This window comes from Marinomonas sp. 5E14-1 (assembly GCF_039939215.1).
Lineage (GTDB): Bacteria > Pseudomonadota > Gammaproteobacteria > Pseudomonadales > Marinomonadaceae > Marinomonas.
This window is the reverse complement of the sequence record NZ_JBDXMW010000002.1, coordinates 150616-163120: the sequence shown is the minus strand read 5'-3', so window position 1 is coordinate 163120 and position 12505 is coordinate 150616. Positions and strand designations below refer to the sequence as shown.

14 protein-coding genes are annotated in these 12505 nt (G+C 42.9%); 3 read left to right on the top strand and 11 right to left on the bottom strand.

The features are described from left to right. Both ABFY09_RS02415 and rpsU read right to left on the bottom strand, forming a co-directional pair. Complete coding sequence (locus tag ABFY09_RS02415; RefSeq protein ID WP_347982697.1) at window positions 1–447, bottom strand: GatB/YqeY domain-containing protein; 447 nt, start codon at window positions 445–447, stop codon at window positions 1–3. A gap of 162 nt (window positions 448–609) precedes the next feature. Next, window positions 610–825: a 30S ribosomal protein S21 gene (gene rpsU / locus ABFY09_RS02410; RefSeq protein ID WP_009835737.1), complete on the bottom strand. Its 216-nt coding sequence runs from the start codon at window positions 823–825 to the stop codon at window positions 610–612. A gap of 415 nt (window positions 826–1240) precedes the next feature. On the opposite strand from rpsU, the gene tsaD reads away from it, so the two are divergent. Both tsaD and folB read left to right on the top strand, forming a co-directional pair. After that, the gene (gene tsaD / locus ABFY09_RS02405) at window positions 1241–2278 is read left to right on the top strand and encodes a tRNA (adenosine(37)-N6)-threonylcarbamoyltransferase complex transferase subunit TsaD (protein WP_347982800.1); all 1038 of its coding nucleotides are present in this window, start codon (window positions 1241–1243) and stop codon (window positions 2276–2278) included. A gap of 2 nt (window positions 2279–2280) precedes the next feature. After that, entirely contained in the window at window positions 2281–2640 is a 360-nt protein-coding gene (gene folB / locus ABFY09_RS02400; protein WP_347982799.1) for a dihydroneopterin aldolase, read from the top strand. On the opposite strand, the gene ABFY09_RS02395 is transcribed toward folB, so the two are convergent. The 8 genes from ABFY09_RS02395 to lptD are packed head-to-tail and all read right to left on the bottom strand — an operon-like array spanning window position 2630 to window position 10575. Further along, entirely contained in the window at window positions 2630–3715 is a 1086-nt protein-coding gene (locus ABFY09_RS02395) for a tRNA nucleotidyltransferase (protein WP_347982696.1), read from the bottom strand. The two genes, folB and ABFY09_RS02395, sit on opposite strands and share 11 nt — an antisense overlap. A 6-nt stretch (window positions 3716–3721) precedes the next feature. Beyond that, on the bottom strand, window positions 3722–4042 hold the full coding sequence (gene glpE, locus ABFY09_RS02390; RefSeq protein ID WP_347982695.1) for a thiosulfate sulfurtransferase GlpE: 321 nt from the start codon (window positions 4040–4042) through the stop codon (window positions 3722–3724). Between the two features lie 12 nt (window positions 4043–4054). Then, on the bottom strand, window positions 4055–4867 hold the full coding sequence (locus ABFY09_RS02385; RefSeq protein WP_347982694.1) for a symmetrical bis(5'-nucleosyl)-tetraphosphatase: 813 nt from the start codon (window positions 4865–4867) through the stop codon (window positions 4055–4057). A gap of 5 nt (window positions 4868–4872) precedes the next feature. Continuing rightward, on the bottom strand, window positions 4873–5247 hold the full coding sequence (gene apaG, locus ABFY09_RS02380) for a Co2+/Mg2+ efflux protein ApaG (RefSeq protein WP_347982693.1): 375 nt from the start codon (window positions 5245–5247) through the stop codon (window positions 4873–4875). Continuing rightward, window positions 5248–6048: a 16S rRNA (adenine(1518)-N(6)/adenine(1519)-N(6))-dimethyltransferase RsmA gene (gene rsmA / locus ABFY09_RS02375; protein ID WP_347982692.1), complete on the bottom strand. Its 801-nt coding sequence runs from the start codon at window positions 6046–6048 to the stop codon at window positions 5248–5250. Next, window positions 6045–7064, bottom strand: coding sequence for a 4-hydroxythreonine-4-phosphate dehydrogenase PdxA (gene pdxA, locus ABFY09_RS02370; protein WP_347982691.1), 1020 nt, complete (start codon window positions 7062–7064; stop codon window positions 6045–6047). The genes rsmA and pdxA overlap by 4 nt, the downstream gene beginning before the upstream one ends. A gap of 17 nt (window positions 7065–7081) precedes the next feature. Beyond that, entirely contained in the window at window positions 7082–8329 is a 1248-nt protein-coding gene (locus ABFY09_RS02365) for a peptidylprolyl isomerase (RefSeq protein WP_347982690.1), read from the bottom strand. A 2-nt stretch (window positions 8330–8331) separates the two neighbouring features. Continuing rightward, on the bottom strand, window positions 8332–10575 hold the full coding sequence (lptD, locus tag ABFY09_RS02360; protein ID WP_347982689.1) for an LPS assembly protein LptD: 2244 nt from the start codon (window positions 10573–10575) through the stop codon (window positions 8332–8334). Window positions 10576–10703: 128 nt separating this feature from the next. On the opposite strand from lptD, the gene djlA reads away from it, so the two are divergent. Then, window positions 10704–11495, top strand: a complete 792-nt coding sequence (djlA, locus tag ABFY09_RS02355; protein ID WP_347982688.1) for a co-chaperone DjlA — start codon at window positions 10704–10706, stop codon at window positions 11493–11495. 46 nt (window positions 11496–11541) lie between these two features. On the opposite strand, the gene ABFY09_RS02350 is transcribed toward djlA, so the two are convergent. After that, window positions 11542–12501, bottom strand: a complete 960-nt coding sequence (locus ABFY09_RS02350) for a DUF3530 family protein (RefSeq protein ID WP_347982687.1) — start codon at window positions 12499–12501, stop codon at window positions 11542–11544. Window positions 12502–12505 lie beyond the last annotated feature (4 nt).

The window sequence follows — 12505 nt, the reverse complement described above, 5'->3', positions numbered from 1 at the left end:
TTAGCCTAATTGTGCTTTTACTTGTTTGCTGATTTGCGCCATATCAGCACGGCCTTGAACTTGAGGCTTAACAAGTGCCATTACTGCGCCCATTTGCTGCATTGAGCTGGCACCGGTTTCAGTGATTGCGGCTTTAACGATCTCACCGACTTCATCGTCTGTCAGTGGTGTTGGAAGAAATTCGCTGATGATTTCCATTTCTTCTTGTTCTACTTTTGCCAAATCTTCGCGACCGCCGTCGATGAATTGCTGATTAGAATCTTTACGTTGCTTGTTCATTTTATCTAAAACAGCCAACACGCGAGCGTCATCTAGCTCAATGCGCTCATCGACTTCAATTTTTTTGCATTCAGATAAAATGGTACGAATAACCGTTACGCGTTGTTTTTCTTTTGCGCGCATTGCTGTTTTTAGCGCGTCCGAAATGTGTTTTTTCAATTCTGACATGGGGTTCTCTCTCACGGTGTTAAAGGTGTTTTGATAACCAAAAAAAACGGCTAGTTTATAAACTAGCCGTTTTTTTATAAGCTTAAATGGAGAATATGTAAAACATATAATCTATCTAGGCGAACATTTGTTCTTTAGCAAATTGCCAAACGGCAGATAGGCCTAGTACAAACGTTGGAATTTTTTCTGCTCACGAGAAACTTTCTTAGCGTGACGTTTTACAGCAGCTGCTGCAGCACGTTTGCGAAGCGTTGTTGGTTTTTCGTAGCATTCACGACGACGAACTTCAGCCAAAACGCCTGCTTTTTCACAAGAGCGCTTGAAGCGACGTAGAGCGATGTCAAATGGTTCGTTATCTTTTACTTTTACTGCTGGCATGTTATTACCTTTCAATATGTTTTTTTAAGTTTAAGTATTCACAAAAACGGCGTGAATCATACCCGTGTTTAGTGGGTTTTCAAAGCGCGCTTTTGTTGAACAGAGTAGACCACCCATTAAGATGATCGATTTTTCTAACCCTGAACAGACTGATATCGCGTCTGTAGCTATTAATATTTTTCCAAGAGTTGTGTTTAGATCCCCATAGTTGCTCACTTAGTAAGCTATGTGCTAAACGTGAAAAATCACCTGCCTTTTAATTTAAACATTGAAAACGCGCGCATTATAATGCTTTTCGATTTGCTTGTCTAATGACTATTCTTTAATCGAGCCAGAGAGAGGTTTTCACCTTTACGCTGCACTGGCGTTCAGAGATAAGGTACAATGCGCGCAAATTATTAATGAGATTGTTCTGATGAAAGTGTTGGGATTAGAAACCTCTTGCGACGAAACTGGTATTGCGATTTACGATACGGATAACGGCTTAGTGGCACATAAAATTTATTCTCAAATTGCTCAGCATGCTGAATATGGTGGTGTTGTTCCTGAATTGGCGTCTCGAGATCATGTTCGCAAAACCTTGCCTTTGATTGATGAAGTGTTGCAAGAAGCCAATATGACGAAAAAAGAGCTTGATGCCATTGCTTACACAAGTGGCCCGGGTTTAGTCGGGGCTTTAATGGCGGGGGCAACGATAGGGCGCTCTTTGGCTTATTCATTAAATATTCCTGCACTTGGCGTGCATCACATGGAAGGTCATCTTTTGGCGCCAATGCTGGAAGAGTCTCAACCGGAAATGCCGTTTATTGCGTTGTTGGTTTCAGGTGGACATACACAGTTGGTGCGAGTAGACGCCATTGGTGAATATCGTTTATTGGGGCAATCTTTGGATGACGCCGCAGGTGAAGCCTTTGATAAAGCTGCGAAAATGATTGGTCTACCTTATCCAGGCGGTCCGCAAATTGCGGCATTAGCAAAACAGGGGAATCCAGATTCTGGTCTTAAATTTCCTCGTCCTATGACGGATCGTCCAGGTTTGGATTTCAGCTTTAGTGGTTTGAAAACCGCGTTTTTAACGGCTATACACGCCGCGCTTGATGAAGATCGTTGTGATGAACAGTTTAAAGCAGATGCTGCATTAGCTTTTGAAACAGCGGTTGTCGACACCTTGGTGATTAAGTGTCGTCGAGCCTTGGAAGCAGAAGGCTTAAAACAATTGATTATCGCCGGCGGTGTGAGCGCAAACCAGCGACTGCGTGAGCAACTAGAAAGCCAGCTTAAAAAAATTAAATCGAATGTTTTTTATGCGCGTCCAGAGTTTTGTACGGATAACGGTGCGATGATCGCTTACGCAGGCGCTCAACGATTATTGAATGGACAATCCTCCGAGCTGAATTTGTCTATTCGTGCTCGTTGGCCTTTGTCTGAATTACCGCCATTAAAGGTGCCTTAATGATGAAAGATCTAGTGTTTATTGAAGGCTTAAAAGCGCGCGCTGTGATTGGTGTTTATGAGTGGGAAAAGCAGATTCAACAAGATTTAGTGTTCGATCTGGAAATGGAACATGATAACCGTGTTCCAGCAGCAACAGACGACCTGACGAAAACCCTCGATTACGAAGCGATTTCAAACTTCATTGTGGCATTTTGTGAGAACCATCAGTTTGAGCTTATTGAAACCTTAGCCGAGCGGCTTGCGGCAGAATTGATTGCAACCTTCACGTTAAGTGCTGTCACATTGACCTTACGTAAGCCGGGTGCTGTGCCAGCAGCCAATGCAGTTGGTGTGAAAATTCATCGAGCGATTAGCGAATAAAAGGCGAGGTGATTTTGTCGAGCGTGTCGATTCGTGCTTGCTTTAACGCTTTGCCTAATTCTGCACCTGCAAAGCCTTGTTTCATTAAGCTGGCTGCATTGATGGTTGATATTGTGTCGCGCAATACTTGCCAGTCTTGTTGATCACTACTTGTTAAATGGCTCAGAACCTCAATCAATAACACAAAAGGTTGAGGTTTTTTTATGGCGTTGACAGACATAAGCCAATTTTCCCAATCGGCTGCGTTCATGATAAGTGAGTGGCTTTCTAAGAAGTGACGGACTTGCTCGGCGAGAATTTTAAATTGATTTGGTGTTTTTATCCGTTGGTGTAGCGCTACCAAATCTTTTAATGGAGTGTGTTGGCAAAGTATTGCCCAACGCTGTGCGGGGCTGAATTTTGTTCCATTGTTTACTTTGTCATCCGCGAGCCAAGTGAAATTTGGAAACAAAACCTCTAAGGCGTCCGAGTCCTTCAATACTTGAAAAAAAACGCTGGAATGTTCCGTGTTTAATGCCTTCTCAAGCTCTTTCCATACGCGTTCTGAACTCAAAGCGGTCAATTCACCCGACGCGCTGATTTTTTGCATTAGTGACAAGGTTTCAGGGGCAATGGAAAAACCTAAATGATGGAAGCGTGAGGCAAAGCGTGCGACGCGAAGAACGCGAAGTGGATCTTCCACAAAGGCGTCTGAAACATGACGAAAAATACGATTATCCAGATCTTGCTGCCCATTAAATGGGTCAATCAAGGTACCGTCTTCACTCTTCGCGATCGCGTTGATTGTGAGGTCTCGACGTTCTAAATCTTCTTCAAGGCGGATGTCTGGTGAAAAATCACAAATAAAGCCGGTATAACCTGCACCTTGTTTTCTTTCTTTGCGGGCAAGGGCGTATTCTTCTTTTGTTTTCGGGTTTAAGAAAACAGGAAATTGTTTGCCGACTTGTTGGTAACCTTGTTGTTCAAGTTGCTCGGGTGTGGCGCCAGTGACAACCCAATCTCGGTCAACCACTGGGATATTAAGTAAGGCGTCTCTTACTGCGCCACCCACAAGGTAAACTTGATAAGATGTCATATTTTCTTAAAGGCCCATTTCACATTGCTCTGGAAACATGGCGCTCCACTGACTAAAACCACCATTTAAAGAGTAAACTTCTTGAAACCCTTCTGAAGCCAAGTATTCTGCAGCGCCTTTGCTGCTGTTGCCGTGATAGCAGCAAACAATGATAGGTTGCTGTTTTTCCGTTGTGCTAATGAAGCTTTGTACATTGTCGTTCGTTAGGCTAATGGCATTAGAAATATGGCTCGTTTCAAAGCTCACTAAGTCGCGAATGTCCACAACCGCGGCATTATTTTCGATGATAGGTAAAGCGTCTGCAATGTCGATACAAGTGTAAGTCATGATAGGTTCCTGTTAGAGAGAGCAAGGAGTGCTAAAGCGTTGCATGTCATCTAGGCGTAAAGCGGTTAAGCTTCCTCCCCAGACACAGCCGGTGTCTAACGCATGAATTTTTTCTTGCTGAGTTTTCCCTTCAATAGCAGCCCAGTGACCAAAAACAATCTGACAACCTTCTGGGAGCTGTGTGGGATATTTAAACCAAGGCGCATAGCCTTGTGTTGCGGTGCCGACACCCTCTTTCGACTTCAGGTCGAGTTTGCTGTTGGCATCACAAAAACGCATACGAGTTAAGTAGTTAGTAATGGTACGAAGTCGATCTGTACCTGTTAACTCGTCATGCCATTTATTTGGCTTGTTACCATACATGGCGGCAAAAAATTCATCAACCGTCTCGGATTTAAGTTTGTCTTCTACTTCTTTTGCTAGTGCCAGTGTCGTATGTAAATTCCAGCATGGCGGAATGCCAGCGTGAGACATAATAACATTTAACTGCGGATCATAATGGCAAAGTGGTTGTTGGCGTAGCCATGTCATTAATTCATCACGGTCACTTGCCATGAGTATTTCGGTTAAGGTGTCTTTGCGTTTGAGATCGCCATGACCGTAAGATACCGCCAATAAATGCAGATCATGATTTCCTAAAACAACGGTTGCATTCTGACCTAATGACTTAATGAAGCGTAAGGTTTCGAGAGACGAGGGACCGCGATTAATTAAGTCGCCAGCGAACCAGAGTTTGTCTTGGTTAGAGTCGTACTGGATTTTCTCTAGCAACTGTATGAGCTCAGCGAAACAGCCTTGCAAGTCTCCAATAACATAAGTTGCCATACGCTTTAATGCACCTGATTGGGAACGGATAAGGTGAATGGGCGAATAATCGCATCAAATTCTGTACCGTCGTCTGCTATAAATTGGTAGCTGCCTTGCATGCTGCCAACCACCGTATCCATCACCGTGCCGCTGGTATAATGGAAAGATTCGCCTGATTGAAGGTGAGGGTATTCGCCAATCACACCGCTGCCTTTGACTTCTTGTACCTTTTTATCGCCGTTCGTTAATACCCAATGGCGTGTTTGCAACTTTGCCGCTTCTGTTCCGCAGTTGGTAATGGAAACATGGTAAGCAAACACATAACGAGACTCTGTTGGTGTTGATTGGTTCGGAAGGTATTCTGAGCGTACAGAAACAACGACGTCATGTTTTTCCATTTAAGCTTCCTTCTTCATCACATAGTTTGTGATGTTAACGAAATCTTCAACGTCCAAACGTTCAGGGCGCAACCCTGGGTCGATGTTCAATGCCGCAAAGTCATCGTTGTCTAATACGCCTTTGTAGTTATTGCGTAGGGTTTTACGACGTTGTTGGAAACCGATACGAACCATGTCTTCCAATTTCTTAATATCACCGACGGTGAATGGTAAGCTTTTGTAGGGAGTCATTCGGACAATCGCTGAATCGACTTTTGGCGCTGGGTCAAACGACTCTGGCCCAACCACAAATAAAGACTCTACAGCACAATAATATTGCGCCATAACACTTAAGCGGCCATATAAGCTGTCACCCGGTCGCGCCGCTAATCGATCGACTACTTCTTTTTGAAGCATAAAATGCATGTCGTCAATCACATCGGCATGACTTAATAGATGGAAAATAAGCGGTGTAGAAATGTTATAAGGTAAGTTACCGACTACACGAATATTTTGTTCGTCTGTTTTTAATGACGAAAAATCAAACTTCATTGCGTCGGCTTCGTGGACGGTTAAGTCTGGAAACTTGAATAAATTTACTTTTAGAATCGGAATTAAATCTCGGTCAAGTTCGACCACATCCATGCGTTCTGTGACGCTGATGATGCCTTCTGTTAACGCCCCTTTACCAGGACCGATTTCAACAATTCGTTGACCTTTTTTAGGACCGATACAAGCAACGATTCGACGAATAACGCCATGATCATGAAGGAAATTTTGGCCGAATCTTTTTCTGGCTTTATGGGATTGTGGTTTGCTCATTTAGAAAACTTTTTTGCGTTATTTGCCATGTTAATAGCATGTTGAATGGCCACTTTTAGGCTGCCGTTATGTGCTTTGCCTGTGCCAGCTAAATCAATCGCTGTGCCGTGGTCTACGGATGTTCTTATTATAGGTAAGCCTAATGTGATGTTTACGGCGTTACCGAATCCTGAGTATTTTAACACAGGTAAGCCTTGATCGTGATACATGGCCAAAGCGCAGTCTGCATCGTCTAGGTATTTCGGTGTGAAAAGAGTGTCAGCGGGCAGAGGTCCAATCAAATCTAAACCTTGAGAACGGAGTGTATTTAGAGTGGGGATGATTGTGTCTATTTCTTCCATGCCCAAATGGCCGTCTTCGCCAGCGTGAGGGTTCAGTCCACAGACGAGAATTTTTGGTTGTGGAGTGCCAAATTTTTCTTGAAGGTCTTTGTGAAGTGCTTTTACCACAAGGCTAATGCTTTCTTCAGTAATAGCAGAAGATACGTCTTTTAACGGTAAGTGTGTGGTGACTAACGCGACTTTCATGGCTTCTGTGGCCAACATCATGACCACATGTGGTGATTGACATTGAGCTTGGAAAAACTCCGTATGGCCAGAAAAATGCGTTCCTGTTTCACACAAAATACCTTTATGAACCGGCGGTGTGACAATGGCGTTAAATTCGCCACGAATACAGCCTTCTCCTGCAATTTTGAGTGTTTCTAACACATAGGGAGAATTTGCTATATCAAGAACACCTGCTGTGCTTTGTTTCGCCTGTTGTATTGGCAATACAGAGATTTCACCTTGCTTGTGAGGGGATGCCTCATTGGCGTTTTTAAGCGAAATGATTTTAGGTGTTAAGCCAAGAACTTCAGCTCGACTCCTTAATAGTTCAGGATCGGCAAGAACAATTAAGCGAGCATGGAAAGTTTGCTCGCTTAATGCACTGATAATAATGTCAGGGCCAATACCTGCTGGTTCCCCAGAGGTAATGGCGATAATGGGAAGAGAATGTGGTGTATCACTTACCATTTTTTTGTCTCTCAATTCTATTTTCTATCGATGAAGGCATCGGCGCGTAACTCATCCAACCAACTGCTTAACACAACGTCTTGTTTTTGAGCGGTAAGTGCTTGTTGAGCATTTTGGCGTTTTACTTTATCGCTAATGTCCGCTTCTCTTCGGCCTTCAACTTGCAGAATGTGCCAGCCGAATTGAGTTCTAAACGGTTTGCTAATATCGCCAACATTAGTTTGATCCATCATGGTCTCGAATTCTGGAACCATGGTTCCTGGTGTTACCCAACCTAGATCACCACCTTGTAACGTTGAACCTTGGTCTTCACTGTATTCTTTCGCAAGCTCGTTAAAATCTGCACCAGCTTTTAATTTGTTATATAGCTCATCCGCAAAAACTTGTGTCTGTGACATGTCTCGAATTTCATTTGGACGTATGAGAATATGTCGAGTTTTTGTCTGCTGTTGCAAGGTCACGGACGGTGAACGTTCCTCAATTAGCCACAATAAATGGAAACCAGCGTTACTTTCTATAGGACCAATTAATGGGCCCGTATCTGAATCTAATGCACGAACAAAAAGAGGTGGTAATTGATTAAGTGGGCGCCAGCCTAAATTACCGCCTTCAATAGCAAACTGACCGTCAGATTTTTCAACGGCTTGCTGAATGAAATCTGCTTCGGTGCGCGTGTTTTCTGCAATGGCTTGAATTTCTGCCTTGGCTTTATCTGGATCTGTCGCTCGGATAATAATGTGGCGAAGGTGAACCTGATCTTTTTCTTTAGTGATACTTGTGTTGGAGCTCAAGTAATCATCAATTTCTTGGTCTGTAATCGAAATGCGCTTTCTAATAATCTCGCGTTTAACGTTGTTGATTAAGATTTCCTGTTCAATCTGCTCTCGATAGCGAGCAAAGTTAATGTCTTTGCTGGCAAGCACATTTTTTAAACCTTGAAGGTCTAGGTTCATATTTTGTGCAACGCCCAGAATCGCTTGGTCAACATCTGAGCTTGACGTGCGCATACCAATTTTGCGGGCGTAATTAACTTGCAAGACTTCATCAATCATTTGGTTAAGGATTTGACGATGAATATTGTCTGTCATCACACCGCCTGGTACACGGTCTTTTACAATTTGAAAGCGATTTGAAATATCGCTTTCTAAAATAGGCGCTGAATCAATAATCGCAGCAATGCCGTCAATTTTGGTTTGGGTCGCATTAAGTGTTTGAAGCGGTGTCACTGCTAGGGCTGTAAAAAATAAAAAAGAAAACAACTTCATGGTTAATATCCAACTTTTCCTTGGTTCCAGTAGGTATCTGCAATGCTGCTTGCGTCGCTGTTTGCGCTGCCAGCGGAGCTTAGACCGCGTAAAGTAAATTGTAAGAAAACGCCTCGATCAGATCCATCATCGTCATCAATCCAATCCTGATAACTCAACGAAACTTTCACGCAACAGTTCTCATAGCCTAATCCAAAGATTTGTCTTGAGAAATCTTCATCTAAGAAGTCATATGTATATTGTGTATACATTGACCAATTTTGGTTGACAGGGAGAATGGTGCCAATAGCCGCTTGATGTGCATCGTCATCTGAATCGCTGTTATCGAGGGAGTATAAATAACTTAAGTTGATCTTTATATCATCGATAGGCTCTAAAGCGGCAATAAACTGCACTAAGCTGGCATCGTTTTCATCTAAATCGTAATTTAAATTGTTCGTTAAGCTATAACGGTCGCCACTGTAACTGACAGATGTGAGTAAATCACTCTGTTCTGCGTTATGAATGGCCGTATCTTCATCTGTGTCACCGCTAATATCAACATAACGGTCTTTTAAATAAAAGATCTGGCCTGCTTTGAGTGCCCATTTCTCATTATTGTTTTCATCATATATACGGCTTTCTAAACCAAATGTGATTTGTTCTGTATCGCCGATACGATCATCACCGCTAAATCGCTTGTGACTGAAAGCTTGTGAGTAAGTCTGCGTTAGGTCACTGCCATCAAAGTCTTTGATGTCATCTTGATCTTGGTAAGGCGAGTTTAGGTAATTAAGTCGAGGCGTTAGTGTTTGACGACCTACAGTGAGTTGGCGCTCGAAAGTTATCGAAGAATCAAGGTAGCTGGTCAGATGGCCAATAGAGGAAGAACTGTCCGATCCTGTTGTGTAGTCATGTACATTGTAGTCTCGATACTGAGCTAAAACGCCCGGAGAAATACTGCCCCAAGCATTGCTAAAATCAAGGCTGATGTCTTGATTTAATACAAGACGCTCTCCATCGAAGTCATCTTCATCTGGGTCATAAAAGTCGGTGTATTGTGTGGTCAACGAGTAGTTTAAATAAGACGAACTGGTGACATAAGAACTGCTTATTCTTGGGCGCCATTCAAATGGTTTGTCCTCTGAGTTATCAGGGGTTTGATAGGTTAGGTAAGTGACCTTATTTAAGAAGTTACCACTATTGAAACTGATGTAGGCGCTGCGCTCGTAGTTGTCTTTTTCAGCAATCGATGTGGTGTTTGCTTCTGGGTATAAGTTTTCTGTTGGATTGTCTTCTAATGTGACGCCCGTAGTGATGTGTGAGTTGAACTTTTGCTTGGTTGTGAATTTGATCAGAGTCTGTTTACCCTCATCATCGCTTTCAAAAGTCGATTGTTCATACGTGGTGGTGCCATATGGACTTAGATGTCTAACTTCTAAATCAATGCCTTCCCCTTCCTGTTGAATGTAGTTAGGAGTAATAGTCGCATCAAGGTTTGAATCGATGTTCCAGTAGAAAGGTGCTGATAAGCTCAAACCATCTGAACCTGAATAACCAAAGCTAGGAAATAAAAAGCCTGTTTGGCGGCGGTCATCGATAGGGAAGCGTAACCAAGGGAAATAGAAAACAGGGATGTCGGCAATACGGATGTGAACATGCTTCGCCGTACCAAAGCCGCTGTTTGGATCCAGTTCGATTGAGCTACCGTAAAGTTTCCAGCTTTCATCAGTAGGTTCGCATGTGGTGAAGAAGCCTTCTTCTATAAAGGCTACACCGCTCTTATTGTATAGCAAAGAGTCCGCTTCGAGCCGAGCACCAGTGTCATGATTGAGAAAGCGTGCATCAGTAAATTTGGTGGCTGTTTGGCCATTATTGGAAATATAGCTGTTAGAGCTCCTAATCAGCTGAGTTTTGCTACGTAGCACAACATTACCGCTGGCTTGATAATATTCGTCAGGAACAACTTCAATCTGAGCGGCAGATAATGTGGATTCTGGCTGTGTAATTTCAGCCGCTCCTTCAAGGTGTATTACACCGCTTCTATCCCGGACGATTAGATCGGATATAAGATGTGTGTTTGGAGAGCTTATCGGCTGCCAAGTGTTAACATAAGCCCCTTTGCAGTATTGACTGAGTTGAGCTTGCTGCTCAGCTGTCAAAGAGTCTCTAGGAACCCAGTCCCATTGATTATCTTGCGCCTGAGCAAGTGGCAATATGAAAAGACTTTGCAAAAATAAGGCGTAGGTTCGTAAATGCTTAACCATGCGAGGTATACTTGTTACCAATAATTATTGTCCGAAATCGGATGCTGCCCATCAGCGGGTCCATGTTGTGAGACAAATGATAATCTAAGCAGGCCCATAGGGGCTACCGATTCTGGAGAAATATCTTTATGTGGAAAATTGTTTGCGCCATTTTAGGCTATATTTTGGGCGGTTTCTTTCTCGCTCTTATTGGTTTTTTTATCGGTAGTGCTATTGATAGAAGTCAGGCAGGTGGATCGTTTAACGGTTTTGGTGGGCGTGCAAATGTGCGCTTACAACAGGAAACTTTCTTTCGTACATTATTTCTTTTAATGGGACGATTGGCTAAATCTGATGGTCAGGTATCTGAAGCTGAGATTCAATTGGCGCAAGCTGTTATGCAGCGTCTGAGATTATCTCCTGCAGCACAAGAGCAAGCTAAACAGCTTTTTAATGAAGGTAAATCGGCCAATTTTGATTTAAACGCGGTTTTGAATAATTTCAAAGAGGTGGTTGGCCCTGGCAATCTTACTCGAACCTTGTTGGAAGTCTTGCTTGTATCTTCTTATGCAGACGGTCATTTTAGTGTTGAAGAGAAATCTTTTGTTTCTCAAGTATGTGCTTACCTTGGTGTGTCTGTGGCGGAATTTGAAGCCCTACACATTCAAGTTAAGCAGCAAGCACATTTTAGACAGGGTTATCACTCTTCTTCGGATGGTGTGAGCTCAAAAGACTTACTGAAATCAGCCTATGAAGTATTAGGTGTAACAGAAGATATGACGGATGTTGATATTAAAAAGGCTTATCGCAGACTAATGAGCAAGAATCATCCTGATAAATTAAGCTCACAAGGTTTGCCTAAGGAAATGATTGAGTTGGCTAAGGAAAAGACGCAGGAAATTCAATCCGCTTATGAGTTGGTTAAAAAAGCTCGTAAGTAAATGAGCTTGAGTAGGTTGTTTTTATAAAATACTTTGTTATTTAGAATTAAGGGCTTTCATAGAAAAGCCCTTTTTTTACGCTTGGTAATGTCTTTCTTTGGTCTATTTGATTAGTGTTTTGCTTCAAAAAACCACGAACGCGCTGCACCAAGAGTTGTTTACTTTTCTTCCCTGTCACTCTGTCTGGCACAGCATCCAATTGGATAAAATCACCCACTGCTTCTTCTCTTTGGTTGGCTGATTGTTTGCGCCAAATGGCGAATTGGTTACTTCCTGCATGGTTGTTTACATAATAATCAAGGATTGGCTGAGGTATTCCACGAACCTGCTGAGCCAGGTTGTAATGACTTGTTGTCGCAGGTGTTTCAATATCGATGAGCATTAATGCACTCGCCGTGTCTGGATTATTTGCTAAGAAGTTCAACGCGTACGCCGCGCCAGTTTTGTAACCCAAAAGGGTGAATTCTTCTATTTCATTACTTTGTGCTTTAGTGATCGTGGCAAGAATTCGTGCAAATACCACATCTTGATTTGGCAATTCCACTGCTTGGGCGTTGTCTTCTTGAACAATAATTTGTGTGCTTATCGCTTCCGCACGCTTGATAATGTCTGGGACTTCGATGGAAATTGTGCACCAGCTGTGTTCTGGCAAGGCATTGCGCAAGGGCGCAACCGCATCTGGCCAGTCTGGATGTTCATTGTCACTGTGTAGAATGATGACGCAGCCTTGGGTTGAGCTGGTTAACGAAGGTTGATAAAGCGTTAGAAACGGTTCTTCGTTAGCTTTCAATGTGTCGATTTGATGAGAGAGGTGCCGGATTCTTAGCGAGGTTTCCAGTGCGCTTATGCGTGATGCTTGAGGGGTTGGAGTAATATAGCTTCTGTCTTCTTTGTTATCATCTGTTGCCTCATTCACTGGAGCAGAAGTTTCAGCAAGCGATAGACTACAAGCGCTCAGAGATAGAAACGTCAATAAAATATTAAACAGCGCTGTATTTTTCTTCATTGTT